The following is a 25,162-nucleotide window of genomic DNA, read 5'->3' as shown; positions in this document are numbered from 1 at the left end:
ATGAACAGCCTTGAGGCCCGTACCGTCACCGAGTCCGAGTTCGCCGACTGGCTGCGCGCCTTGAACACCGGGTTCCTGCGCGCGCCGACCCCCTCGGACGAGGAGGTGGCCGGGAGGCTGCCCCATATGGATCTGGCCCGCGTCCAGGGGGTGTTCGACGCCGGGCGGTGCGTCGCGACGTTCCGTTCGTTCGCGCAGGAGCTGACGGTCGTCGGCGGCGCGACGGTGCCCACCGACGCGGTCACCAACGTCACCGTGACGCCCACCCACCGCCGCCGGGGGCTGCTCACCCGGCTGATGGCGAAGGACCTGGCGGCGGCCAGGGAGCGCGGCGACGTGGCCGCGACCCTGATCGCCGCCGAGTACCCGATCTACGGGCGGTACGGCTTCGGCCCCGCGGCCTGGACCACGGAGTGGGAGATCGACATACCCCGGGCGGGCCTCGACCCCCGGCTGTCCGGGACGGCGGCCGCGGACGGCGGCCGGGTCGATCTGGTGGACGCGCCGGAGGTGCGCAAGCTGGGCCCGGCCCTCCACGACCGGCTGCGGGCCCGGCAGCACGGCGTGGTGAGCCGCGGCGACCGCTGGTGGGACCTGATGACCGGCGAGGCGCTCTTCCCGAACGTCCCCTGGACCGAGCCGTTCTACGCCGTCCACCGTGACGCGGAAGGCACCGTGGACGGCCTCCTCGTCTACCGCGCCGACGACCACTGGGGCGACGCCAAGCAGCCGCAGAACCGGGCGACGGTGCGCAGCATGATCGCGACGACCCCGGCGGCGGAGCGGGCGCTGTGGCACTTCCTCTGCTCGGTCGACTGGGTCACCACGGTCCGCACCGGCAACCGCGCCCCCGACGACCTCCTCCCGCTGCTCCTCCCGGACCCCCGCGCGGCCCGGGTGGTGACGCACGCGGACTTCCTGTGGGTGCGGCTCCTGGACGTCGTACGCGCGCTGGAGGCCCGTACCTACGCGGTCCCCGGCTCACTCGTGCTGGACGTCCACGACGCCACCGGCCTCACCGCCGGCCGCTTCCACCTGGACGCCTCGCCGGACGGCGCCACGTGCACCCCGACGACGCGCACCGCGGATCTCGCGCTGGACGTGCGGGAGCTGGGGACGCTCTACCTGGGCGACGAGTCGGCCCTGCGGCTGGCGGCCCTGGACCGGATCGAGGAACTGACCCCGGGAGCGGCGGCGCTGGCGGACGTGGTCTTCCGGGCGGGGCGGCGGGCCTGGTGCCCGGATGTGTTCTAGTGCCTGCCGGCCCTCGTGCCTGTCCCGGTTTCGTGGGTCACCGTGTCCGCCTCCTGAACAGCGCGCCCGACAGGGCCATCGCCGTCAGCAGTATCCCGCCGGCCCAGGTCAGCGCGATCCAGGGGGAGTTGCCCACCGGCTGGTCCAGCAGGAGGCCGCGGAGGGCTTCGACGGCCGGGGTGACCGGCTGGTGCTCGGCGAAGCCGTGGAGCCAGGCCGGCATGGAGTCGACCGGGACGAAGGCGCTGCTCGGGTAGGGCAGGAACAGCATCAGGAAGGTGAATCCGCCGGCCGCCTCCGGGGTCCTGGCGAGCAGGCCGATCGCGGCTGACAGCCAGGACAGGGCGACGAGGTAGGCGACCAGGACGGCGAGGGCGAGGAGCCAGCCGGTGGCGGTGGCGGTGGGGCGGAAGCCGATCAGGAGGGCGATGCCCAGGACCAGGGCGGTGGAGACCAGGTTGCGGACCGTGCTCGCGGCGACGTGGCCGGCCAGGATCCCGCACCGCTGATGTCGAGGGTGCGGAAGCGGTCGATGATGCCGCCCTTCATGTCCTCGCTGACGGCGACCGCGGTGGTGGCGGCGCCGAAGCCGGCGCACAGCAGCAGCACACCGGGGACGACGTAGGTGACGTACGCGGTGTGCGGGATTCCGGTGTCGATCGCGCCGCCGAAGAAGTAGACGAAGATCAGCATCAGCATGACCGGCAGCATCAGTGAGGTGACCAGGGCGTCGGTGTTGCGCCGGCTGACGCGCAGCGAACGGGCGGCCATCGTGCCGGCCCGGCTGAGCGAGGTGAGGGGCGCGTGCGGCGGGGCGGTGGTGGTGAAGGTTTCAGACATGGGCGGCCGGTGCCTCCTTCGGGTCCGTCGCGGTCTCCGGGTCCGTCGTGGTCTTCGGTCCCGCCGTGGTCTCCGGGTCCGTCGTGGTCAGGGCCAGGAAGACGTCGTCGAGCGTGGTGCTGTGCACGGTGAACCGCTCGACCGCCGTGCGGTCCGGGTCGATCTCGTCGAGCAGCGCCCGCACTTGGGCCGCCGAGCCGTCCGTGGGGAGCCCGAGGGTGAGGGCCGCGGGCGCGTGGTGCACGGCGCGGCCGGTGAGCCGGAGGTAGCTCTCGCGGTCGGCCATGACCAGGTCGAGGCGGTGTCCGCCGACGCGTGACTTCAGGGAGTCCGCCGTGCCCTCGGCGACCTTCCGGCCCCGGTCGAGGACGGCGATCCGGTCGGCCAGCCGGTCGGCCTCCTCCAGGTACTGGGTGGTGAGCAGCACCGTGGCACCCTCTGCGGCGAGTTCACGGACCACCTGCCAGAGCTCCTGGCGGCTGCGCGGGTCGAGGCCGGTCGTCGGCTCGTCCAGGAAGAAGACCTCCGGCTGCGGGCTGCCGACCAGGCCGGCCGCCAGGTCGAGCCTGCGCCGCATGCCGCCGGAGTACGTGCGGACGGTGCGGCGGGCCGCCGCGGTGAGGCCGAAGCGTTCGAGGAGTTCGGCGGCCCGGTGGCGCGCGTCCGCCCGGGAGCGGCCGGTGAGCCTGGCCATCATGCGCAGGTTCTCCTCGCCGGTCTGCGTCTCGTCGACGGCGGCGTTCTGCCCGGTGAGGCTGATCGCGCGGCGGACCCGGCCGCGTTCCGCCACGACGTCGTACCCGGCGACGCGGGCCGTGCCGCTGTCGGCGGTGGTGAGCGTGGCCAGGACGCGTACGGCGGTGGTCTTGCCCGCACCGTTCGGGCCGAGGAGCGCGAAGACGGTGGCGCGCTCGACGCGCAGGTCGATGCCGTCCAGGACGGGCGGTGCGCATGCCCCGTACGACTTCGTCAGGCGGTGGGCCTCGATCATGGCGGCCGGGGGCGGGGATGGGGCCGGTGGTGTGGGTGTGGCTGGTGGCATGGGTGCGCCTCCCTGCTCTCTCTGCGTATGGCGTACGCGTTACTGTGTAAGGGTTACGCATAACTAGGATGGCCGTCAAGGGAAGGCGGTTTCAGGTGACGGAAGAGAACGGTTCGCCGGGCGGTACGGGCCTGCCGGCCAGCATCGAGGCCGCCTGGGGGCTGCGGGCGCGCCCGGTGAAGGGGCCCAAGCCCGGACTGAGCCTGGAGCGCATCGTGGACGCGGCGGTGGCGGTGGCGGCGTCCGAAGGGCTCGGCGGGGTGTCCATGGGGCGGGTCGCCAAGGACCTGGGCGCCTCGACGATGTCCCTCTACCGGTACGTGGCCGCCAAGGACGAGCTCTACGTGCTGATGCAGGAGGCGGCCATGGGCCCGCCGCCCCCGCTGCCCGCCCTGGAGGAGCGGGCCGGCTGGCGGGAGGCGCTCTCGCAGTGGGCCTGGGCGCAGCGCGGGGTCTACCACCGCAACCTCTGGATGCTCCGCATCCCCGTCGCCGGACCGCCCGCGAGCCCGCACTCCGTCGCCTGGTGGGAGCAGGGCCTCCAGGCCCTCGACGGCAGCGGTCTGGGGCCGGGAGACGCCGTCTCCGTCATCCTCCTGGTCAGCGGTTTCGTGCGGAACGAGGCGCTGCTGATGGGCGATCTGGACGCTGCCGTCGAGGCGCGCGGCGTACCGGCGCGGGAAGTCATGGAGGGCTACGCCCGCACGCTGGCCCGGCTCGTCGACCCCGAGCGCCACCCCGCGCTCTCCCGGCTGATGGCCACCGACGTGATGTGGGTCCCGGACGAGCCCGACTACGAGTTCCGGTTCGGCCTCGAACGGGTGCTGGACGGGATCGCGGCGCTGATCCGCGAGCGGGGGCGGGACGCGGCGGCGGAGGGGGCCTGCGCCGGGGACCGGTAGCGGGACCGGTCGTGGTGGAGGTCGGGTCCGGTTGAGGCCGAGGGCGTACGCTGCATGGTCATGAGCGGAGAGAAGCCCAGGTCCGGCGCGGTGGCGGACGAGGACGCGCCCCGTGGGCCGAACGTGCCGATGAGTCTGCGTGAGCGGAAGAAGCGGCTGACGTACCAGGCCGTCTCCGACGCCGCGATCGCCATGTTCATGGAGCGCGGCTTCGACAAGGTCTCGGTGGCGGAGGTCGCGGCCGCCGCGGACATCTCCAAGCCGACGCTCTTCCGGTACTTCCCGTCCAAGGAGGACCTGGCCCTGCACCGGTTCGCCGATCACGAGGACGAGTCGGCCCGGGTGGTCGCCGCCCGCGCGGACGGCGAATCCCCGCTCGACGCGCTGCGGCACCACTTCCTGGAGGGCCTGGAGCGGCGCGATCCGGTCACCGGTCTGTGCGACGTGCCCGAGGTGCTGGCGTTCCACCGGCTGCTGTACGGGACGCCGTCCCTGGTGGCCAGGCTCTACGCGTACCAGGGCCGATCGGAGGCGGCCCTCGCCCGCGCACTGGGGGACGGGGTGCCGGACCGGCTGGCCGCGGGCCAGATCATCGCGGTCCTGCGCATCCTGGCCCTGGACAACTGGCGCCGGATCAGCGCGGGGCAGAGCGCGGACGAGGTGTACGCGGACGCGGTCGAGGCGGCGGAGCTGGGGTTCGTACAGCTGCGGTCGGGGCTGGGACCGGACACGCGTTAGCCGTAGTCCTCGGCGTGCTGCACCGCTTCGGCTATCTCCCGTACCCGGTCGAACGTGATTCCGTTGCGCTGCTCCACCGCCAGCGGATGGTCGGTGGGCTCCAGTTCGATGAGCGGGCGCCGGCCGATCTCGCGGGTGTGGGCGTTGGTCCTGAGGTTGGTCGTACGGGGGGAGTAGAGCCCCAGCTCGGTGGTCAGCCAGCCGAAGTAGGGCTTCTCGGACTCCCGGCCCGGGGTCCCCCACACATCGAGGGCGCGGCCGAAGTTCTCCCGGCTCAGCGACACCCAGACGCCCCAGGAGAACGGTTCCTGGCTGCCCGCCACGGGTATCTCGATCAGGCCCTTGATGAAGTAGTGCTCGTGTCTGACGATGCACTGGTCCGTCGAGAGCATGCTGTCGGGATCGCTCTCCAGGCTCGCGTCCCAGACGTCGGGTGCCATGGTCGAGTACCCCATCGGGAGTTCCGAGTGGTGTCCGCCGCAGCGGGAGCAGGTGTAGCCGGGGTCGGGTGCCATGGGCGGGATCCTATGGCCGGAAGGGGCGCCGGGGCTTCCCCACTGTCCGGCGCCTGCCGACGGCTACGCGGATCGGCCCGCGTCGGCGGCTTCGGTCCGGTGAACCGCCTCGTGCTCCGGCCGGCCTGAGCGGGTGGGAGCGCCGGTGCGGGTGGGAGCGCCCGAGCGGGTGCGGGTGCCGGGCCGCGTGCGTCCGAGGACGGTGAGTGCGACGACGAAGGCGGCGGTGAGGAGCCCGCCGCCGACCGCGAACGCCAGGTGGTAGCCGCCGGTCAGCGCCTCGGCCCGGCTGCTGCCCTCGGAGAGCAGGGTGCCGGTGCGGGAGGCCGCCAGGGTGGAGAGTACGGCGACGCCTGTTGCCATGCCGATCTGCTGGGTGGTGTTGAACAGCCCGGACACGAGCCCGGCGTCCTCCTCGCCCGCCCCCGACATGCCGAGCGCGGTGAGCGCCGGGAGGGCGAGGCCGAAGCCCGCGGCGAGGAACATCAGCGGAAGCAGGTCGGTGGCGTAGTGCCCGTGGGCGGGGAGCCGGGTGAGCAGGCCGAGCAGGGCGATCAGCAGGGCGAGCCCCAGAAGCAGGACGTTGCGGTCACCGAACCGCGCGCTCAGCCGGGCCGAGACGCCGAGCGACACGGCTCCGATGACGGCGGCGGCGGGCAGCATCGCGAGACCGGTGGCGGCGGCGCCGTGGCCGAGCACCCGCTGGAGGTACAGCGCGACCAGGATCTGGAACGAGAACAGTGCGGCCACCATCAGCATCTGGACCAGATTGGCGCCCGAGACGCTCCGCGACCGCAGGACGCGCAGCGGCAGCAGCGGAGTCCCGGCCGTGGCCTGCCGGAGGAAGAACCCGGCGAGCAGGGCGAGGGCGAGCGCGCCGAGGCCGAGCGTGTGCGCCGACAGCCACCCGTGCGTCCCGGCCCCGACGACCGAGTAGATGCCCAGCATCACCCCCGAGGTGACCAGCACGGCGCCGATGACGTCGGCCCCGGCGCGCAGGCCGGGTCCTCGGTCGGCGGGCAGGACGCGCACCGCGACGAGGAGCGTCGCGACCCCGATCGGCAGGTTGATGAGGAAGATCCAGTGCCAGCCGACGGCATCGGTGAGGACCCCGCCGAGCACCTGCCCGATCGACGCGCCCGCCGCCCCGGTGAAGCTGAACACCGCGATGGCCCTGGTGCGTTCGCGGCTCTCGGTGAACAGCGTGACGAGGATGCCCAGGCCGACCGCGGAGGCCATGGCGCTGCCCGTCCCCTGGAGGAAGCGGGCGGTGATCAGCAGCGCGGGGGAGCCGGCCGCGCCCGCCAGTACCGAGGCGGCGGTGAAGACGGCGGTGCCGGTCAGGAACATCCGCCTGCGGCCGATGAGGTCACCGAGCCGGCCGGCGAGCAGCAACAGTCCGCCGAAGGCGATCAGGTAGGCGTTCACGACCCAGCTGAGACCCGCGGGTGAGAACCCGAGGTCGTTCTGGATGGCGGGCATGGCCACGGTCACGATCGAGCCGTCGAGCACGGTCATCAGCAGGCCCGTGGCGATCACGCCGAGGGCGAGCCGGCGCGAACGGGTGGTGGCGGGGGCGGGTGTGCTGGCGGGCGGCTGGGCAGGCAGGGGTGCGGACATCGGACTCTCCTGTCGGTCGGGTCGACAAGAGAGACGCTAACAGATGGTTTTGTTGCAGACTATTTCTTTCGGTTCTGTTTTTCGTGGATGGCGCGGGGTGGGTGCCGGTGTGGGCGCGGGTACGGGTGCCGGTGCCGGTGCGGGCCTCGGCGTGGCTACTTCTGGCTCTGGCGGGCGCGGCGGGCCGTCGCGGGGGTCTCGGCCGGGGTGGCGAGGCGGTCGCCCGTCAGCTGCTCCAGGGCGCGCAGCAGCGTCTCCCGGTCGCCGCGGTCCAGTCCGGCCAGGGCGTCCCGGTGCACCCGGTCCACGATCTCCTGGCTCCGGCCGGCGAGCGCCGCGCCCTTCTCGGTGACGGCGATGATCCGCGCCCTGCGGTCCCGGCCGGAGGGTCGGCGCTCGGCGAGGCCCGCGCCCTCCAGGGCGTCCACCGTCACCACCATCGTGGTCTTGTCCATGTCGCCGATCTCGGCGAGCTGGATCTGGGTGCGCTCCTCCTCCAGGGCGTGGACCAGGACGCAGTGCATCCGCGCCGTGAGCCCGATCTCGGCGAGCGCAGCCGACATCTGGGTCCGCAGTACGTGACTGGTGTGGTCCAGGAGGTAGGAGAGGTCCGGTGCGGTGCGCGTGGGCGCCATGGCGGTCATGTCGGCCAGGGTAACAATTCGGACTGTGGCGGATTGTCCGCAACCGGACTGTCTCTGCGCACCCCGGCCGGCGGGGGTAATTTCGCTGGCCGATCCGTTTCCGCCCCCGCAGAGTGTCCGTATGACGCCCACCGACGCCGCCTTCCTGCCCGGTCTGGAGCTCTCCCGGATCCTTTACGAGGAAGCGGTGCGGCCGGTCCTGGACGCGGCCTTCCCCGGGCTGCCGTACGCCGCCGCGCGGATCGGGCCGGGCTCGGAGGTGCTCGGCTTCGACACGGCCCGGTCGGCCGACCACGACTGGGGCCCGCGGCTGGACCTCTTCCTCGCGGCGGACGACGTCGCGGCACACGGCGACTCGATCAGGCGGCTCCTGGCGGACCGGCTGCCGAAGGAGATCCGCGGCTGGCCCACCCACTTCCGCCCCGCCGACGATCCGCTCGACCCGGTCGGGCACATGGCGGCGACCGACGGACCGGTCAACCACCGCGTGGCCGCGCACGACCTCACCGGCTGGCTGACCCGGGAGGCCGGCTTCGACGCGTCGGCCGCCGAACCGTCCGTATGGGACTGGCTCGCGATGCCCCAGCAGCGGCTCGCCGGGATCACCGGCGGCGCGGTCTTCCACGACGGTCCCGGACTCCTCACCACCGCACGGCGACGGCTGGCCCGGTACCCCGAACAGGTCTGGCGCTACCTGCTGGCCTGCCAGTGGCAGCGGATCTCCCAGGAGGAGGCCTTCGTCGGGCGCTGCGCCGAGGTCGGTGACGAACTCGGCTCCGCCGTGGTCGCGGCCCGTCAGGTGCGCGACCTCATGCGCCTCAGCCTGCTCCTGGAGCGGCGGTACGCGCCGTACAGCAAGTGGCTGGGCAGCGCCTTCGCCCAACTGGACGCGGCCGAGCGGCTGTTGCCGTCCCTGCGCGGCGCACTGGCGGCGACCCGATACCCGGAACGGGAACGGCACCTCTGCGAGGCGTACCGGGCCGTCGCGATCCGCCAGAACGAGAGCGGCCTCGTCGGCCCGGTGGACCCGTCCCCGCGCCCGTACCACGGCAGGCCGTTCCTCGTCCTGCACGCCGAACGCTTCGCCCGTCCGCTCGCCGCCTCGGTCACGGACCCGGAGCTGCGCGGCCGGCCGCTGACCGGGTCCGTGGACCAATGGGCGGACAGCGCGGACCTGTTGACGGGGGCGGACGGGGACGCGCTCCGTGCGGCGGAGGCGGCCACGGCCCGCCGGTGAAGGAGCGTCCCCTCGCCCGGCGGCGGAAGGGAATCCGTCCCTTCCGCCGCCGGGCGGCAGGAACAGCATCCGTCCTTCGCCCCCCCGTCCGGCACGAAAAGAAGTGGCAGGCCGTGGCGTCGCGCACATAGCTTTGGCGCCCGTGACCCATGATCCCAGAGCGCCGCGCGACGGGTTGATACGTGTGCTCCGCACCCGGTCAACTGCCCTTCCGGTGACGGGTGGAGGCCGATGACCGAGCGGGCTCCGGTGAAGCCGGGGACCGTCGTGGACGAGCGCCTGTTCTCCCGGACGTACGCGGCCGCGACCATCAGTTTCGCCGCCGTCATGTTCCTGACCGGGTTCGCCGCGCTCGCCGTCGTGCCCACCCTCCCGGCGGCCGCCAGGGAGCTGGACGGGGTCCACCTCTACCCCCTGGTCGCGGGCTGTTTCGTCGCCGCGAGCCTGCTCGGCGGGGTGCTGGGCGGCGACTGGGCGGACCGGGCCGGACCGGCGCGTCCGCTGGCGGCCGGAGTGGTGCTGGCGGTGGTGACCCTGGTGGTCTCGGCGTCCAGCACCACCATCTGGCAACTGGCGGCCGGGCGCTTCCTGGACGGAGTGGCGGCCGGGATGATCGCGGTGGCCATCAACACCGCCATCGCCCACGCCTACCCGGACCGGCTGCGGGCGCGCGCCCTGGCGTTGATGAGTACCTGCTGGATCATCCCGTCGCTGACCGGCCCGCCGCTGGCCGGGCTGGTGGCCGACCGGTGGTCCTGGCGGGTGGTGTTCTACGGCCTCGCCGCCCTGACGGTGATCCCGTCGCTGGCCGTGGTGTTCCTGCTGCGCAGCCGCTCCTTGCGGGCGGCGCACGCGGATCCTGCGCCCGAGGCGCCGGCGGACCGGGTGCCGCGCCCCGCGCTGCTGGTCGCCGCGGCGGTGAGCGTGGGCGCGGCGCTCGGGCAGTACGCCGTCTCGGGCTGGGACGTGCGCCATCTGCTGTTCGGGGTGGCGGGTGTGGCGCTGCTGGTGGTCTTCACGCCCCGGCTGCTGCCGCCGGGCACCTGGCGCGCCGCCCGCGGGCTGCCCGCCGCCGTGCTGCTGCGCGGGCTGACGTCGGGGGCGTACTTCACGCTGGAGGCCTTCGTGCCGCTGCTGCTGGACACCGCCCGGCACGTGCCGCCGGTGCTGACGGGGCTGGCGTTCACCGGCGCCGCCATCGCCTGGGCGGGCGCCTCCTGGCTCCAGGGACGGCTCCAGGGGCGGGTCTCCCGGCACCGCATGGTCTCCGCCGGTTCGCTGGTGATGGGCGCGGCGGTCGTGATCGCCGCGGCCGGGACGCTTCCCGGGACGCCCGCGCTCACCGCCGCCGGGGCCATGGTGTTCGCGGCCATCGGTATGGGCATGGTCGCCCCGTCCCTCACCCTGCTCTCGCTCACCCACAGCCCGCCGGGCCGGCAGGGGTACGCGAGCAGCGCGATGCAGACCAGCCAGAACCTCGGGCAGATGGCGGTCATGGGGGCGTCCTCCGCCCTGTTCAACCTCTTCCTGGGCATCGGCTCCGCCGACCTGGCCGGGTACGCCGCCGCCTTCGGCCTGCTGCTCGTACCGAGCATCCTGGCGGCGACCCTCGCGGTCCGCGCCCGTGCCCTCAGCGGCAGCGGCTGAGCCGGGCCGGGCCCGTGCCCACAGCGGCAGGGGGCTGAGCCGGGCCGGGCCCTCGACAGTGGGCCCGGCCCGGCCGGACGGAAGGTGCGCGCCCTCTTCAGCGCGGCCCGGCCGTCACCCCGTGGGCCGGCCCCCACCCCGGCCCTCACCCCGTGGGCCGGCCCCCACCCCGACCCCCCTCCAGCCCTCAGCCCCGGCCGAGGAGCTCCGCGATCCGGATGAAGCCGTCGGCGCCGTGTCCGTCGGCGATGGCCCGTCGCGCCAGTTCCCCGGCCGCGCGCATCACGCCCGCGTCGATGCCGTGGGCCTCGGAGGTGTGGGCGATGTGGGACATGGAGGATGCCGCAGAGGTGAGCGGATTGTCGTTGCCGGAGAAGTCCCCGTCGTCCAGCGCCCCCGCGTACTGCTCGAAGAGCGGAGGAAGGATGGCGCCGATTCCCTTGGCGAACGGGGCCAGTTCGCGGGCCGTGATCCCTTCCGCCCGCGCCACCGCCAGAGCGTGTGCGAAGCCGGTCATCGCGGTCCAGAAGATGTCCAGCAGCGCGATGTCGTACGCGGCCGCCCGGCCGATCTCCTCGTTCAGATGGGTATGGGTGCCGCCCAGCGCCTCCAGTACCGGCCGGTGCTCCCGGTAGAGCTCGGCCGGGCCGCTGTGGAGGAACACGGCGGCCGGGGTCCCGATGGTGGTGGTCGGCGTCATGATCGCGCCGTCCAGGTAGCGGACGCCGTGCCCGGCGGCCCACTGCGCGGTGGACCGGGCCCGGTCCGGGGTGTCGGCGCTCAGGTTCACGACCGTGCGTCCCTTGGCCGCGGCCGTGACCGTATCGCTCCGCAGGACGGCGTCGGCCGCGTCGTAGTTCACGACGCACACCACGGTCAGCGGGCTCGCGGCGACCGCCTCCCCGGCCGAGGGGGCACCGGCCGCGCCGCGTTCGAGCAGCTCCCGGTCCCGGCCCGGTGTCCGGTTCCAGACCGTGGTCCGCAGACCCGCGTCCAGGAACGCACGGGCCAGGCAACGGCCCATCGGGCCCAGGCCGAGCACGGTGACGGCAGACTGGCCGGAGGATGTGGACATGGTTCAACTCCATGGGAAATCGGAAACGTTGACGAAAGTGGTGGAAGGGCAGAGATGACGCGCAGCCGTGCGAAGGACCCGAATGTCTGCGGAGTGACGGCCGCGATCGCGGTGATCGACGGCAAGTGGAAGACCGTCCTGCTCTGGCTGCTGGAGTCGGGGCCGTGCCGCCCCGGGGAGCTGCGGCGACAGCTGCCGGGGCTCAGCGAGAAGGTGCTGACACAGGCGCTGCGCGAGATGGCGGACGACGGGCTCGTGCACCGGGAGGTGTACGACGAACTGCCGCTCAGGACCGAGTACTCCCTGACCCCGTTCGGGCGGGAACTCGCCGAGGCGCTGGGGCCGCTGTCCGACTGGGGACACCGCCGCCTGGACCGGCTGGCCGAATCCGCCCCGGCGTCCTGACCGGGCTCACCTTCTCCTTTCCCGAACCGCGCTTCCTTCCGCACGGGTCGCCCTGCCGTCTTCCGTCTCCAGGTTCGCCCCGGCGGGATCGGCTGCCAAGTACCCACAAAAAGGTGGGTACGGGCGATGCTGGTGGGATGGAACTGGCGACCGCTTTCACGGAGTTGCTCGCTGTACGGCATCCGATCGCGCTGGCCCCGATGGGCGGTTCGGCCGGCGGCGCGCTGGCGGCGGCCGTCTCGCGCGGCGGCGGGCTCGGCATGCTGGGCGCCGGAATGGGCGACCCGGACTGGCTGGCCCGCGAACTGCCGCTCATGGCTGATGTGGCGGAGCCGTGGGGCGTCGGCTTCCTGAGCTGGGCGGCGGATATCGGCGCGGTCGAGCGGGTGCTGGAACACGGGCCCCGGGCGGTGATGCTGTCGTTCGGGGATCCGGGCCCGTTCGCGGGACGCGTCCGTGAGGCGGGTGCGACGCTGATCATCCAGGTCACCGGTGTGGAAGAGGCCCGGCGGGCCGTGGACCTGGGTGCCGACGTCATCGTGGCGCAGGGCACCGAGGGCGGTGGGCACGGCGCCCGGCGCGGGCGGTCCACCCTGCCGTTCGTCCCGGTCGTGGTGGACCTGGCGGGGCCGGTGCCCGTGCTGGCGGCCGGCGGGATCGCCGATGGCCGGGGCGTGGCCGCCGCCCTGGCCCTGGGCGCCGCGGGGGCGCTCATCGGCACCCGGTTCCAGGCCACGGCGGAGGCGCTTGCCGATCCCTCGGCCACCGAGGCGATCGTGCGGGGGAGCGGGCAGGACACGGAGCGCAGCCGCGTTCTCGACATCGCCCGGGGCTCGCGGTGGCCGGCGGAGTACACCGCTCGCACCCTCGGCCACCCCTACCTCGACCGGTGGCGGGACCGGGAGGCGGAGCTCGCGGCGGACCTCGGGGCCCGGCAGCGCTATCGGGACGACGTGGCCGGCGGCCCCGTACCGCCCCTGCCGGTATGGGCGGGTGAGGGCGCCGACCTCATCACCGACGTGCCGCCCGCGGCCGGTCTCGTCGCCGCGCTGGCGGCCCAGGCGGCCGACGCCCTGGAGCGGGCGGGGAGGCACCGCGCGCACGAGGGGCGGTGAGCGGCCGGGCGGTGTCACTCACCGACCTTCCGCACATGTGATGTCGCCGCGGTGACGGGCCGGCCGCTCCGGTCCAGCACGCGGAAGCGGGGCACGTCCCGCCCGCCGTCGTCGACCAGGACGGAGTGGTCCTCGCCGGGAGCGAAGGCGTGCCGCTCACCCCACTGCCTGAGCGCGACGACGACGGTGAACAGCTCCTGGCCGGACTCGGTCAGCCGGTAGGTATGGCGCTTGGCCCCCGGCGGGGTGCTCATGGCCAGGATGCCGTGCGCGGTGAGCTTCCGGAGCCGGTCACTGAGGATGTTGCGGGCGACGCCGAGGCGGTTGCGGAAGTCGGTGAAGGACGCCGCGCCGTCCATGGCGTCCCGGACGATGAGCAGGCTCCAGCGGTCGCCCACGAGATCGACCGTGCGCGCGACCGGGCACGCCGGATCGGTCCAGTCCTGGGCTCGGCCCCGCGCGGCCCCGTCCCGCTCGTCCCCGTCCTGCTCCGTCCACTTCTGCTCGGTCGGTACCGCGTCCGTCATCGGACCCCCATATGAGTTTCAGATTGAAACCATTGTGCCTCACGCGGGGATGTCCTACTCTCAAACGGTTGCAGATTGAAACCAATCGAGGAGTGGCGGAATGCCGTCGACAATCACGCGCGGTCAGCGGTTCGTCCTGGCGGCGGTGTGCGCGGTGGCGGTGTCCACCATCTACGCCATCCAGCCGGTGCTGGAGTCCGCGGGCGGCGAACTCGGGCTGGCCGGGCCGGAGCTGGGAAGGCTGGTCGCGGCCGGCCAGCTCGGCTACTTCGCCGGGCTCGTGCTGCTGGTGCCCCTCGGGGACATCCTCGACCGGCGCACGCTGATCGTCGGGCATCTGATCCTCACCGGAACGGGAGCGGCGATCACCTCCCTCGCTCCCGGCGGGGTGGCGGCCGGGGCAGGGCTGGCGCTCGCGGGCCTGTTCGCGGTGGTCGTGCAGATCACGGTCGCCTACGTCGCGGCCACCTCGCCCCCGGGGGAGCGCGGGCGCAACATCGGCACGGTCACCTCGGGGGTGGTGCTCGGGATCCTCGGCGTCCGGCTGCTCGCGGGCGTGCTGGGGGACAGCCTCGGATGGCGGTCCGTCTACGCCGTGCTCGCCGTGCTCTGCCTCGCTCTCGCCCTGCTCGCACGCCTGACCCTGCACCCCGACGTCCGGCCCGCGCGGGCCCGTTACCGGGACGTCCTGGCCACCGCGGGACGCCTCGTCGCCACCGACCGGCTCCTCCTCGGCCGCGGGCTGATCGCCTTCTTCCTGTTCGCGTCCTTCGGGACGCTGTGGAGCGGGCTGGCCCTGCCGCTGGGAGCCGCGCCCTGGCACTTCGGGACGACGGTCATCGGGCTGTTCGGCCTGGCCGGCCTCATCGGCGCGGTGGCCGCCGCACGCGCGGGCAGCTGGGCCGACGCGGGGCACGCCCACGCCGTCACCGGCTGGTCGCTGGCGCTGCTGGCGGTGTCCTGGACGCTCACCGCGTGGACGTCCCCGGGCCTGTGGCCGCTCATCGCCGGCGTCGTACTCCTCGACTTCGCCGTCCAGGCGGTGCACGTGAGCAACCAGCACCTCCTCACCGCCGCGCACCCCGAACGCTCCAGCAGCGTCATCGGCGCCTACATGGCCTTCTACTCGCTCGGCTCCGCCCTCGGCGCCACCACCACGACAGCGGCGTACGCCGCCGCCGGCTGGCGGGCCTCCTGCCTGCTGGGCGCCGCCTACGCCGTCGCCGCCCTGGCGGTATGGGCGCTCACCCGCCGCACGAGCGCGTTCCCCCGCCGTGCCGCTTCGGGGGACGCTTCGGTAAGGGCACTTCGGTGAGGCACCTCGGTAAAGGGGTGGTCCGATCGCGTGTCGGAGAGCCAGGATCCTGTGATGCGCCATGCTCACGAGGACACCGAACTGCGGGCCCTGGTCAGCCGCTACGTCACGCCGGGGCGCCGCTACCGGAAGCTCGGCGGCGGCGTGCTGACCATGCCCGGTCCCGCGTACGACCGCTTCGCGCGAGCCCTCGGCGAAGACGCGGGACGCGTCACCCCGCACGAGATCGCCACCCTCCTGGAGGGCGGATGGCGCGAGCGGAGGACCGCCGCATGGCTCATCGCGGTCTCCCGCCGGACCGAGTTCCGTGAGCGCCTCGGAGAACTCCTGTTGGACAGCGAGGTCTGCTGCGCAGGGCTGGCGTACAGCGTGGCCCTCGCCCGCTTCGGCACGCCGCGCGACGCCGAACTGCTGGCCGCTTACCTCGACCGCTACCTTCGCCGCCCGGACCTCGGCTACGACCAGATCGTGGTCATGGGCGCCCTCGTGTTCACTGGTCTGAACCTCGGGGAGGACCACTCCGCCCGGTTCCTGGCCCCGGACGGCCTGTGGCACCAGTGGCTCCGCGACGCACCCCACGTGCAGCCCACCACGGACCCCGCCACCTGCCTGAGCCTGATCCGCAGGCTCTGCGCCTTCGCCGACGAATGCGCGGAACCGGGACGAACGACGGACGCGGCCCTCAACCACGAGCCGGACCAACAGGATTGAGCCATCCTGCCCGGCATCCCGTATCCCGCATCCGTTATTCGTCGCCGGAGGCCCGGCAGCCGAATCAGCCGTCGGCCGGGCGGGGAGTCGGGTGGGTTGTCAGTGCCGCCTTCTATCGTCTCCCTCCATGACGTCGATGAACACTGCTCTGTTCGATCAGGCATGGGACCGGTTCGAATCGTGGCTGGCCGACCGGTCTCCGGCGGATCACGCCGCCCTCCAACCGCCGGCGACGGCTGCCGAGATAGCCGGTCTGGAGGAGCAGTTGGGCTTCGCGCTCCACCCCGAGCTGAGGCGGCTGCTGGAGCGGCGGAACGGCGTGGTGGCACCCGAGACGGGCGACGGGGCCGGGCAGGAGTTCTTCCCGGCGGGCGGGATCCTGCCGCTGGGCCATCGGCTCAGCTCGACCGCGGAGATCGCGTCGGTGCACAAAATTCTCGTCGAGGTGGGCGAGGACAACGCCGAGGCCGACGCGTGGGACGAGGAGGAGCCGGCCGGCCACCTCCACCTGTGTGTCCCGTTCGCGCTGCCCAACGACGGAGGTGTCGCGTTCGTCGACCACCGGCCCGGACCCACGTACGGGCACGTGTACGAGATGGGCATCGGCTCCGGAGATCTGGACGGCACCCTCTGGGGTGCGGGCCTGGCCGAGTTCGTCGGCGCGGTGACGGACGCCCTGGAGGCGGGCGCCCCGTTCCTGTACTACTGGCCGGATACCTTCGAGGCCCCCTCCGGCAGGACCTGCGTCACGTGGGAGGTCCGTGCGTAGGACGTCCGGGGACCTCCGTCCGGGTGATCCACGCACGGGCCAGGACGGCTCGGGCCCCTCCGCGCCGACCGGGCCGCAGACCGGACAGGGCGTGCCGCACGGAATCGGCACGGGACCGGCGGCTGTGTCCGACCGCGGCGTCGCCGAAGCCCGAGAAGCGCCGGTAGCGGGTCGGCGCGTAGAAGAGCTCGGCCATCGCGTCCGTGGGCACGTCGGAGCGGAGCTGCCCGGCGGTGACGTCGGAGTCCAGCCGGGCCAGGCACTGGGCGACGCCGGGTCCGAGGACCGCCCGGCGGGCGCGCTCGCCGCGCCGTTCGCTGCTGGGCCGGGAGGCGCACCCTCCCGCGTGACGGCACGTTTCGTAGCGCCACCGCACGGGACCGGAGCCGTCCCCCGCCGGGACGGGGGAGAGGCACGCCCGGCAACGAGAAGGCGGCCGCCGGGGAGCACGCCTCGCGCAGGGCCGCCGGCAGCGTGAGCCCCGGCGCCTCCTCGGCTCGCTCCGCTCCTGTGCCCGCGTACCCGCACCGTCCGCGAGCGGTTCCGCCCACGCTGGGGCGAAGTCCCGGACGAAGGACCGGGCTCGCGCCCTGCCGGGCATCCCGCCGCGCAGGGCGCGCGCCACATGAACGTGTCAGCCATGCGGTGGACGGTACGGAGACCGGGGGGCGGCCGCACCCACCCGTACGAGTGGTTCGGAACACTTTTGCAAGCGGCTGCTTGCAAAAGTTAGCGCCGAGGGTCCACCATCGGGGCATGGCATCACTCAACGTCGGCAGCCTCGGCGAGTACCTGCGTGAGCAGCGGCGCACCGCGCAGCTGTCGCTGCGGCAGCTCGCCGATGCCGCCGGGGTGTCCAATCCCTACCTCAGCCAGATCGAGCGCGGGCTGCGCAAGCCCAGTGCCGAGGTGCTGCAGCAGGTCGCCAAGGCGCTGCGGATCTCCGCCGAGACGCTTTACGTCCGGGCCGGAATCCTGGACGAGCGGGAGCGGGACGAGCTGGAGACGCGGGCGGTGATTCTGGCCGATCCGTCGATCAACGAGCGGCAGAAGAGCGTGCTGCTCCAGATCTACGCCTCCTTCCGCAAGGAGAACGGGTTCGAGGACGAGCCCGGGGGTGAGGAGGGGAGTGCGCCCGGTGCGGACGCGCCCTTCAATGCCGACGGCAGTGCTGCCGATACAGCTCCAAAGCCTTCAAAACCCTCACACTGAGTCTGATGATCCGGGAGGACCACAGTCATGGCCATCACCGATGACCTGCGCAAGACCCTCACCGACCCGACCCCCCTCTACTTCGCCGCCGGTACGGCCGATCTCGCCGTGCAGCAGGCGCGCAAGGTTCCGGCGCTGATCGAGCAGCTGCGGGCCGAGGCGCCGGAGCGCATCGAGGCCGTGCGCAACACCGACCCCAAGGTCGTGCAGGAGAAGGTGGCCGGTCAGGCCAAGGAGGCGCAGGCCAGCTTCCAGGCCAGGGTCACCGAGGTGATCGGCGCGTTCGACACCGACCTGAAGAAGCTGGGCGAGAGCGCCCAGGACCTGGCACTGCGCAGCGTGGGTGTGGCCGCCGAGTACGCGGTCCGGGCCCGTGAGACGTACGAGAAGGTCGCGGAGCGCGGCGAGCAGACCGTGCGCACGTGGCGTGGTGAGACCGCCGAGGAGATCGTCGAGATCGCCGTCGTCGTCGAGCCGCGCAAGGAGTCCGAGCCGGCGGCCGCCAAGCCCGCGCCCGCCGCCCCGGCCAAGGACGGGACCAAGGCGGCGCCGAAGCCGGCCGCCAAGCCCGCGCCCGCCGCCAGGGCCGTCAAGCCGGAGGCCAAGACGGAGGCCAAGCCCGCGCCCGCGGCTGCCAAGAAGGCGCCCGCGCGCAAGCCCGCCGCCAAGAAGACCACACCGCCCACCGCCAAGTAGCGCGACCGGTGCGACGGCCGGCCGGAGGGGCGGCCGGGCACCTTTCGGGGTGTCCCGGCCGTTGTCCCGGTACCTTGGCCGCGAGGCGCTCATCCACGTATTAGGCGGTGCACATCATGTTGCTCGAAGGCTTCAACTCGATCCTCGGGCTGATCTACACGGCGATGCTCGTTCTCGCCGTCGTGGCCCTGATCATGGCCGCGGTCGTCCGTGAGGACGCCTACCGGGCGGCCGGGAAGCAGACCAAGCCCTTCTGGCTGATCATTCTCGGTGTCACGGTGGTGGTGAACCTCTGGGTGCCCATGCTCTTCGTGCAGCTCGCCGGGCTGGTCGCGACCATCGTGTACTTCGTGGACGTGCGGCCGGCGCTCAAGGCCGTCACGGGCGGCGGCAACCGCCGCGGCGGCTCCAGCAGCGACGGCCCGTACGGGCCCTACAACGGTGGGCGCTGAGCGACCGCGGGTGACACCTGTCCGGGGCGGGGGCGTGGAACGCTCCGGCCCCGGTCGCCGTGGTACGGCCTGCGGCGCTCGGCGTCCTCGTCGCGGTCGAGCAGCAGGACCGCGACGTCGTCGGTCAGTTCGCCGCCGTTCAGCTCACGGACGCGGGTGACCGCGGCCTCCAGCAGGGCCTCGCCGGTCAGCCCCTCCGCCAGCTGACGGTTGATCATCGTGACCATTCCGTCCTGCCCGAGGCGCTGGGTGCCGGCGCCGGTCCGGCCCTCGATCAGCCCGTCCGTGTACATCATCAGGCTCCAGGAGCCGCCCAGTTCCACCTGCCTGCGCGGCCACCGGGCACGCGGCAGCAGGCCGAGCGCCGGGCCGCCGTCCTGGTAGGGAAGCAGATGCGCCGCCCGGCCCCGGCGGGCGATCAGCGGTGCGGGGTGGCCCGCCAGGCAGAGGCCCGCCCGGCGGCCGTCCGGGGCGATGTCCACCGTGCAGAGCGTCGCGAAGATCTCCTCGCTCTCCCGTTCGTGCTCCAGGACCTGCTGGAGCGTGGAGAGCAGCTCGTCGCCGCAGAGTCCGGCCAGGGTCAGGGCCCGCCACGCGATGCGCAGCTCCACGCCGAGCGCCGCCTCGTCCGGGCCGTGTCCGCAGACGTCGCCGATCATCACGTGGACCGTGCCGTCGGGCGTACGGACCGTGTCGTAGAAGTCCCCGCCGAGCAGCGCACGGCTGCGGCCGGGGCGGTAGCGGGCGGCGAAGTGCAGATCGGAGCCGTCGAGCAGCGGGGTGGGGAGCAGACCGCGCTCCAGGCGGGCGTTCTCCTGGGCACGCAGCCGGGACTCGGTGAGCTGGCGCTGCGCGACGTCGGCGCGCTTGCGCTCGACGGCGTAGCGGATGGCGCGGCTGAGCAGCCTGCCGTCGAGCTCGTCGCGGAAGAGGTAGTCCTGCGCCCCCACCCGTACCGCCTCGGCGGCCAGCCCGGCGTCCTCCTGGGCGGTGAGCGCGATGACGGCGTGCCGGGGCGCGATCCGCAGCACGTGCTTGAGGGTGGCCAGGTTGTCCGCCCCCTCGCCCTGGGCGGTGCGCGCCTCGCCGCCGGCCGGCAGGGCCAGGTCCAGCAGGATGCAGTCCACGTCGTCGGTGAGGAGCCGGCCCGCCTCCGTCAGGTTGCGGGCGCTGCGGATACGGACCCGGGCGCCGGCCGTGGCGGGCAGTTCCGGGACGGTGAGCGTGCCCGTCGGGTCGTCCTCGATCACCAGGAGGGTGAGGTCGGCGCCATAGCTGGTCTCCGCAGCGGGAACGGAACGCTGCTGCGGTACGGGTACGGGCATCGAATCGGGTTTCCTTCCCTCCCCCCGAGGGCGCGGCGGAGCGACGATCGACGACCCGCCAGACGGGGACGATAGCGGTACGGGATGTGGGAACGGAATGGCGCCCGATGCGTGTCGGGCCTTCCGGTAACGGCCTTAAGCCGCGGAAGGACGCAGATCCGGCGGGTCGCGGGCGGGGCGCGCTGGTTTCCGGCGCATGACAAAGGTCACGTGCCACGGCGGGCGCCGGGTGGCGCGGGTCACGGCTGCCGGGCGGGAGGCGGATCCTGGCCCGGTGGCGGCGAGGGAATCCGCTCCGGAATCCGCTCCGCTCCAGGGTTCCGGGGGCTTCCGAAGAGCCTTAAGAGTCCCTTGAGGCTCTCTTAAGGTTGCCGGATCGCGTACGGGCCGGGAGCCGGTACGTACCCCAGGTCAGGCGGCGGGGAGCCTGACCCGGTACGTACCCCGGCTCAGGCGGCGGGGAGCCTGACCGGTGCCGTCCGCGGCCCGGCCCGCGGCCGCTACTTGTCCGGGCGTACGACTCCGAGGATCTCCATCGATCCCGCCCCCGTGATCGTGACGTTGCGGCCGGGGCGCGGGGCGTGCACGATCGCGCCGTCGCCGATGTACATCCCGACGTGCGTGGCGTCGTTGAAGTAGATGACCAGGTCGCCGGGGCGCATGTCCTTGACGGCGATGTGCGGCAGCTGCCGCCACTGCTCCTGCGAGGTGCGCGGGATCGGGTGACCGGCCGCCGCCCACGCCTGTGACGTCAGCCCCGAGCAGTCGAACGACGCGGGGCCCACCGCGCCCCACTTGTACGGCTTGCCGATCTGCGAGGTCGCGAAGGCCACCGCCTTCTTGCCGCTCGCGCTCGCTCCCCGGTTGATCTCCTTCAGCGCGCCGGAACTCAGCCAGGCCGTCTGCGACTTGTACTCCGCCTGCTGTTCGAGCTGGAGGAGCCGGGCCCGCTCCTTCTTCTCCAGCTGGGACTCCAGCTTCTTCGCCGCCGCGATCTGCTCGTTGATCTTCTTCTTGGCCTTGGCCTGCTTGACGCGACTGGCTTCGAGCTTGGTCCAGTTGGTGCTCGCGTCCTGGGTGTACGTCTCCAGGTCCTGCTGGGTCCTGTTCAGTTCACCGAGGACGCCCTTGGCGGCCTGCTGGCCCTGGTGGGCCCGGCTGATGCCGTCCAGGAAGAGCTGCGGGTCGCCGCTGAGCATCAGCTGGGCGCCGGGCGGCAGTCCGGCGTTGCGGTACTGCTCACGGGCCTGGGCGCCCGCCCTGCTCCTGAGGTCGGCGATCTTCGCCTGGCCCTCGACTATGGCCTGGGCCAGCTTGACGATCTCGCTCGACTGCTTCTTGGACCGCTCCTCGGCGAGGTTGTACGCGTCGGTCGCCGCCCCCGCCTTGCGGTAGAGGGCGTCGATCTTCGCGCGCACCTCTTCGAGGCTCTTCTTGCCGGACGTCCCGGATGCCCCGGAGTCCTCGGTGTCCCCGGACCCCGGCGGCTGTTCCGGCGCGGGGGGCGTGGGCGCTGCGAACGCCTGGACCGGTGCGGCCAGTACGGCCAGCGCGCAGACCAGTGTGATCGCCGCGGCGGCACTGTGGCGTCGGTTCACGAGCTCCCCCTCCGGACAGACCCGACCGGATCTGATTTACCGTCAGTAACTTATGGCACCGACGAGATCGTGCCATGCCGTACCGAAAAGCAACAGAGGCTCACACATCTCCGGTCCATCCCCGGTCCAGCCGCCGGTTCCAGCCGCGCTCCCCCCTGCCGCTCCCCATATCTGGGACGAACGGTGCCCGGCCGACGTTCCCGGCGGCGGGGGAGTTCCCCCGGCCAGGGCGAGCCGCGGCTACCGTTCGGGCTTCAGCGCCGCCCAGTTCACCGTGACTTCGCCCTGCCGCCACCGTCGTACCCCGTCCGCCAGCGGCCAGTCCCCGGACAGCGCCCGAACCGCCGTGATCCAGCGCTGCCGGGCGCCCAGTGAGGCGTACGGCGCCGCGGCGGCCCAGGCCCGGTCGAAGTCGCGCAGGAACGCGTGGACGGGCTCGCCCGGCACATTGCGGTGGATGAGCGCCTTGGGCAGCCGCTCCGCGAGGTCGGAGGGCCGGTCGAGGGAGCCGAGCCGGGTCGCGAACGTCACCGTGCGCGGGCCCTCCGGACCGAGCGCCACCCACACGTGCCGGCGCCCGATCTCGTCGCAGGTGCCCTCCACCAGCAGCCCGCCCGGCGCGAGCCGCGCGCACAGGCGCTGCCAGACCGCGGCGACCTCGCCCTCGTCGTACTGGCGCAGCACGTTCGCCGCCCGGATCAGCACGGGCCGTTCGGGCAGCGGGATCTCGAAGCCGCCGTGCCGGAAGGTGAGCCCCTCGCGCTCGTACGGCTTCGCCGCGGCCACCCGCTCCGGGGAGATCTCGATGCCGACCACCGCGGTGCGCGGTTCGGCGCCGCGCAGCCGCTCCAGCAGCTCGACGGCGGTCCAGGGCGCGGCGCCGTACCCCAGGTCGACCGCGACGGGGGCGTCGGCGCGGCGCAGGGCGGGCCCGTGGGTGGCGGCGATCCAGCGGTCCATGCGGCGCAGCCGGTTCGGGTTGGTCGTCCCGCGGGTCGCGGTACCGATGGGGCGCATGGCACAGAGCGTAACGAGCGGCGTGGAGCGGGTTCGCGCAGGATCGGGCGTTGGTGCTCGCCTTGCGTGCGGGGCCCCCAGTGACGCGCGGCTCGGCGCGACAGCCGAGCCCGGCTGGGAGTGGACCACGGATATGTCAGTGCAGCAGATCAAGCGCCCCGCCGGGAGAAGCGGGCGCCGCCGCACGCGTCGCGTACTTCTCGTTCGGTGACCGGGTCCGCTGTCGCAGGACAGGAGTGGGGCGGATGGCGCAGTGGAGTCGCGGCGACGCGCCGGACACGTAGCGTAATGATTTGGCAAAGCGGAAATGAAAGGAGGGATTCCGCTGTTCCAGCCCTTCGAAGGGACCGTGTGCCCCTTCGGTGCCATGCCTTGAACGAGGTATCAGTGCCCTGAACGAGGAGGACCGGACGACGTGAGCCAGTACGTCTCTCGGCTCGGCAGCAGCCGCGTCTCACCGCGTCTCAGGTTCCCCGCCGGTCTCTCCGGCTCCTTCCCGGGCGGCCACCGCAAGCCCCGCCGGATCGCGATGCTCTCCGTGCACACCTCCCCGCTGCACCAGCCGGGTACGGGCGACGCGGGCGGCATGAACGTCTACATCGTGGAGCTGGCGGAGCGCCTCGCCGCGATCAACATCGAGGTCGAGATCTTCACCCGCTCCACCATGGGCGCGCTGCCGCCCGCGGTCGAGCTGTCGCCCGGTGTGCTGGTGCGCCATGTCGACGCGGGTCCCTACGAGGGTCTGGCCAAGGAGGAGCTGCCCGCCCAGCTCTGCGCCTTCACCCACGGCGTGATGCAGGCGTGGGCCGGTCAGCGCCCCGGCTACTACGACCTGGTGCACTCCCACTACTGGCTCTCCGGCCATGTCGGCTGGCTCGCCGCCCAGCGCTGGGGCGTCCCGCTCGTCCACGCCATGCACACCATGGCGAAGGTCAAGAACGCCTCGCTCGCCGAGGGCGACACCCCCGAGCCCGCCGCCCGGGTCATCGGTGAGACGCAGATCGTCAGCGCGGCCGACCGGCTGGTCGCGAACACCGCGGAGGAGGCGGACCAGCTCGTCCGCTTCTACGAGGCCGCTCCGGAGGCGGTCGCCGTCGTGCACCCCGGCGTGAACCTGGACCGCTTCCGCCCGGCCGACGGGCGGGCCGCGGCGCGGGCCCGGCTGGGGCTGCCGCAGGACGCCCTCATCCCGCTCTTCGCGGGCCGCATCCAGCCGCTGAAGGCCCCGGACGTGCTGCTGCGCGCGGTCGCGGTCCTGCTGGACCGCGACCCCTCGCTGCGCTCGCGCATCGTCGTACCGGTCGTCGGCGGCCCCAGTGGCAGCGGGCTCGCCAAGCCGGAGGGGCTCCAGAAACTCGCGGCCCGGCTCGGCATCGCGGACGTCGTACGGTTCCAGCCGCCGGTCGGGCAGGACCAGCTCGCCGACTGGTTCCGGGCCGCGTCCGTGCTGGTCATGCCCTCGTACAGCGAGTCCTTCGGCCTGGTCGCCATCGAGGCCCAGGCAGCCGGCACCCCGGTGGTCGCGGCGGCCGTGGGCGGGCTGCCGGTGGCGGTGCGGGACGGGGTGAGCGGCTTCCTGGTCCCCGGCCACGACCCGGCGGCGTACGCGGAGGCGCTGGCGCGCTTCGCGGACGCGCCGGAGCTGGTCACCCGGATGGGCGGGGCGGCCGCGGAGCACGCCCAGCGGTTCGGCTGGGACACGGCTGCGGCGGCGACGGCGGACGTGTACACGGAGGCGATGCAGAACCACCGCCGACGGGTGCGCTCACGCCACGTGTGAGACGCATGCGGCGGATACCGACGTGTGAAGCGGGCGGGACGCTCGCCCAGGCGTGAGGCGGACGGGACGCATACCCACGGGTGAGGCGCCCGCGGCGCTTGCCCACGGGTGAGGCGCACGCGTTCGAACCGCTCGGCTGATCCGACGTACGCTCGGACCATGGCTGATGCACCCGAGGAAGCGGCGGCGACGAACCAGGCCGGGCAGGTGGCGCGGGTCATCGAGGCGACGCTCGACGACGCCGGGCTCGACTGGGAGAGCCCGGCGCCCGGCAGTTACGTCGTACCGCTGCCCGGCACCCGCAAGCTGTCCACCACCTGCTCGCTGCTCGTCGGCAAGCACTCGCTGTCCCTCAACGCCTTCGTCATCCGGCACCCCGACGAGAACGAGCCGGCCGTGCACCGCTGGCTGCTGGAGCGCAACCTCCGCCTGTTCGGCGTGAGTTACGCCGTCGACTCCCTCGGGGACATCTACCTCGTCGGCAAACTGCCGCTCTCGGTGGTCACGGCCGAGGAGCTGGACCGGCTGCTGGGCGTGGTCCTGGAGGCCGCCGACGGGGCCTTCAACCCCCTCCTGGAACTCGGATTCGCGAGCGCGATCCGCAAGGAGTACGAGTGGCGGGTGTCGCGCGGAGAGTCCACCCGGAACCTGGAAGCGTTCACGCATCTGACTCAACGCCCCACTGGCTGACAGGCACCGACTGAGCCAAGCCGCACGCCAATTCCC

At 73.0% G+C, this 25,162-nt stretch carries 25 protein-coding genes and 1 pseudogene; 15 read left to right on the top strand and 11 right to left on the bottom strand.

The window, feature by feature from the left end; all coding sequences use genetic code 11:
• Positions 1-1,254: a GNAT family N-acetyltransferase gene (locus ACIP89_RS29170; RefSeq protein ID WP_401922526.1), complete on the top strand. Its 1,254-nt coding sequence runs from the start codon at positions 1-3 to the stop codon at positions 1,252-1,254.
• A 37-nt stretch (positions 1,255-1,291) separates the two neighbouring features.
• Here ACIP89_RS29170 and ACIP89_RS29165 read toward each other — a convergent pair.
• Positions 1,292-2,025 (bottom strand): annotated as a pseudogene (locus ACIP89_RS29165) (ABC transporter permease).
• Between the two features lie 61 nt (positions 2,026-2,086).
• Positions 2,087-3,136, bottom strand: a complete 1,050-nt coding sequence (locus ACIP89_RS29160; RefSeq protein ID WP_402117546.1) for an ATP-binding cassette domain-containing protein — start codon at positions 3,134-3,136, stop codon at positions 2,087-2,089.
• 68 nt (positions 3,137-3,204) lie between these two features.
• On the opposite strand from ACIP89_RS29160, the gene ACIP89_RS29155 reads away from it, so the two are divergent.
• Positions 3,205-4,038: a TetR/AcrR family transcriptional regulator gene (locus ACIP89_RS29155; RefSeq protein WP_402117544.1), complete on the top strand. Its 834-nt coding sequence runs from the start codon at positions 3,205-3,207 to the stop codon at positions 4,036-4,038.
• 54 nt (positions 4,039-4,092) lie between these two features.
• The gene (locus ACIP89_RS29150) at positions 4,093-4,776 is read left to right on the top strand and encodes a TetR/AcrR family transcriptional regulator (protein WP_402117543.1); all 684 of its coding nucleotides are present in this window, start codon (positions 4,093-4,095) and stop codon (positions 4,774-4,776) included.
• Here the strand turns inward: ACIP89_RS29150 and ACIP89_RS29145 are convergent.
• The 3 genes from ACIP89_RS29145 to ACIP89_RS29135 form a co-directional block, all read right to left on the bottom strand.
• On the bottom strand, positions 4,773-5,291 hold the full coding sequence (locus ACIP89_RS29145; protein ID WP_401922538.1) for a DUF2199 domain-containing protein: 519 nt from the start codon (positions 5,289-5,291) through the stop codon (positions 4,773-4,775). The two genes, ACIP89_RS29150 and ACIP89_RS29145, sit on opposite strands and share 4 nt — an antisense overlap.
• Before the next feature lie 63 nt (positions 5,292-5,354).
• Positions 5,355-6,911, bottom strand: a complete 1,557-nt coding sequence (locus ACIP89_RS29140) for an MFS transporter (protein ID WP_402117541.1) — start codon at positions 6,909-6,911, stop codon at positions 5,355-5,357.
• A gap of 155 nt (positions 6,912-7,066) precedes the next feature.
• Entirely contained in the window at positions 7,067-7,555 is a 489-nt protein-coding gene (locus tag ACIP89_RS29135; RefSeq protein WP_402117539.1) for a MarR family winged helix-turn-helix transcriptional regulator, read from the bottom strand.
• A gap of 121 nt (positions 7,556-7,676) precedes the next feature.
• On the opposite strand from ACIP89_RS29135, the gene ACIP89_RS29130 reads away from it, so the two are divergent.
• On the top strand, positions 7,677-8,792 hold the full coding sequence (locus ACIP89_RS29130; RefSeq protein ID WP_402117538.1) for a DUF4037 domain-containing protein: 1,116 nt from the start codon (positions 7,677-7,679) through the stop codon (positions 8,790-8,792).
• Positions 8,793-9,023: 231 nt separating this feature from the next.
• Positions 9,024-10,439, top strand: coding sequence for an MFS transporter (locus ACIP89_RS29125; RefSeq protein WP_402117536.1), 1,416 nt, complete (start codon positions 9,024-9,026; stop codon positions 10,437-10,439).
• A gap of 187 nt (positions 10,440-10,626) precedes the next feature.
• Here ACIP89_RS29125 and ACIP89_RS29120 read toward each other — a convergent pair whose 3' ends face one another.
• Complete coding sequence (locus tag ACIP89_RS29120) at positions 10,627-11,514, bottom strand: NAD(P)-dependent oxidoreductase (RefSeq protein WP_401922553.1); 888 nt, start codon at positions 11,512-11,514, stop codon at positions 10,627-10,629.
• 54 nt (positions 11,515-11,568) lie between these two features.
• On the opposite strand from ACIP89_RS29120, the gene ACIP89_RS29115 reads away from it, so the two are divergent.
• Positions 11,569-11,919, top strand: coding sequence for a winged helix-turn-helix transcriptional regulator (locus ACIP89_RS29115; RefSeq protein ID WP_401922556.1), 351 nt, complete (start codon positions 11,569-11,571; stop codon positions 11,917-11,919).
• A gap of 137 nt (positions 11,920-12,056) precedes the next feature.
• A complete protein-coding gene (locus ACIP89_RS29110; RefSeq protein WP_402117535.1) occupies positions 12,057-13,034 on the top strand; it encodes an NAD(P)H-dependent flavin oxidoreductase in 978 nt (325 codons plus the stop codon).
• A gap of 14 nt (positions 13,035-13,048) precedes the next feature.
• On the opposite strand, the gene ACIP89_RS29105 is transcribed toward ACIP89_RS29110, so the two are convergent.
• The gene (locus tag ACIP89_RS29105) at positions 13,049-13,561 is read right to left on the bottom strand and encodes a winged helix-turn-helix transcriptional regulator (RefSeq protein WP_402117533.1); all 513 of its coding nucleotides are present in this window, start codon (positions 13,559-13,561) and stop codon (positions 13,049-13,051) included.
• A 100-nt stretch (positions 13,562-13,661) separates the two neighbouring features.
• Between ACIP89_RS29105 and ACIP89_RS29100 the strand changes: the two genes are divergently transcribed.
• The 3 genes from ACIP89_RS29100 (at position 13,662) to ACIP89_RS29090 (ending at position 16,356) form a co-directional block, all read left to right on the top strand.
• On the top strand, positions 13,662-14,876 hold the full coding sequence (locus ACIP89_RS29100) for an MFS transporter (RefSeq protein ID WP_401922565.1): 1,215 nt from the start codon (positions 13,662-13,664) through the stop codon (positions 14,874-14,876).
• 54 nt (positions 14,877-14,930) lie between these two features.
• A complete protein-coding gene (locus ACIP89_RS29095) occupies positions 14,931-15,587 on the top strand; it encodes a DUF6000 family protein (RefSeq protein WP_402117532.1) in 657 nt (218 codons plus the stop codon).
• A gap of 136 nt (positions 15,588-15,723) precedes the next feature.
• Positions 15,724-16,356: an SMI1/KNR4 family protein gene (locus tag ACIP89_RS29090; protein WP_402117530.1), complete on the top strand. Its 633-nt coding sequence runs from the start codon at positions 15,724-15,726 to the stop codon at positions 16,354-16,356.
• Here the strand turns inward: ACIP89_RS29090 and ACIP89_RS29085 are convergent.
• Positions 16,334-16,732 carry a hypothetical protein gene (locus ACIP89_RS29085; protein ID WP_402117529.1) on the bottom strand — a complete coding sequence of 133 codons (399 nt, stop codon included), beginning with the start codon at positions 16,730-16,732 and terminating at the stop codon, positions 16,334-16,336. The genes ACIP89_RS29090 and ACIP89_RS29085 overlap by 23 nt on opposite strands.
• Before the next feature lie 380 nt (positions 16,733-17,112).
• On the opposite strand from ACIP89_RS29085, the gene ACIP89_RS29080 reads away from it, so the two are divergent.
• The 3 genes from ACIP89_RS29080 (at position 17,113) to ACIP89_RS29070 (ending at position 18,716) form a co-directional block, all read left to right on the top strand.
• Positions 17,113-17,568 (top strand): helix-turn-helix domain-containing protein, encoded by a 456-nt coding sequence (locus tag ACIP89_RS29080; protein ID WP_402117527.1) that lies wholly within the window; start codon positions 17,113-17,115, stop codon positions 17,566-17,568.
• Positions 17,569-17,595: 27 nt separating this feature from the next.
• Complete coding sequence (locus ACIP89_RS29075; protein WP_401922578.1) at positions 17,596-18,264, top strand: hypothetical protein; 669 nt, start codon at positions 17,596-17,598, stop codon at positions 18,262-18,264.
• Between the two features lie 116 nt (positions 18,265-18,380).
• The gene (locus ACIP89_RS29070) at positions 18,381-18,716 is read left to right on the top strand and encodes a DUF2516 family protein (protein WP_401922580.1); all 336 of its coding nucleotides are present in this window, start codon (positions 18,381-18,383) and stop codon (positions 18,714-18,716) included.
• Here the strand turns inward: ACIP89_RS29070 and ACIP89_RS29065 are convergent.
• From ACIP89_RS29065 to ACIP89_RS29055, 3 genes are all read right to left on the bottom strand, one after another.
• Complete coding sequence (locus ACIP89_RS29065; RefSeq protein WP_402117525.1) at positions 18,698-20,041, bottom strand: PP2C family protein-serine/threonine phosphatase; 1,344 nt, start codon at positions 20,039-20,041, stop codon at positions 18,698-18,700. The genes ACIP89_RS29070 and ACIP89_RS29065 overlap by 19 nt on opposite strands.
• A gap of 500 nt (positions 20,042-20,541) precedes the next feature.
• Positions 20,542-21,639 (bottom strand): NlpC/P60 family protein, encoded by a 1,098-nt coding sequence (locus tag ACIP89_RS29060; RefSeq protein ID WP_402117523.1) that lies wholly within the window; start codon positions 21,637-21,639, stop codon positions 20,542-20,544.
• Between the two features lie 240 nt (positions 21,640-21,879).
• Positions 21,880-22,656: a class I SAM-dependent methyltransferase gene (locus ACIP89_RS29055; protein WP_401922586.1), complete on the bottom strand. Its 777-nt coding sequence runs from the start codon at positions 22,654-22,656 to the stop codon at positions 21,880-21,882.
• Positions 22,657-23,071: 415 nt separating this feature from the next.
• Between ACIP89_RS29055 and mshA the strand changes: the two genes are divergently transcribed.
• The gene (mshA, locus tag ACIP89_RS29050) at positions 23,072-24,436 is read left to right on the top strand and encodes a D-inositol-3-phosphate glycosyltransferase (protein WP_401932519.1); all 1,365 of its coding nucleotides are present in this window, start codon (positions 23,072-23,074) and stop codon (positions 24,434-24,436) included.
• A 159-nt stretch (positions 24,437-24,595) separates the two neighbouring features.
• A complete protein-coding gene (locus ACIP89_RS29045) occupies positions 24,596-25,126 on the top strand; it encodes a YbjN domain-containing protein (RefSeq protein WP_401922590.1) in 531 nt (176 codons plus the stop codon).
• Positions 25,127-25,162: the final 36 nt, after the last annotated feature.

The organism is Streptomyces sp. NPDC088730 (assembly GCF_044751215.1).
Lineage (GTDB): Bacteria > Actinomycetota > Actinomycetes > Streptomycetales > Streptomycetaceae > Streptomyces.
Note: the sequence above shows the minus strand (reverse complement) of the source record. Positions and strands in the feature narration are given on the sequence as shown.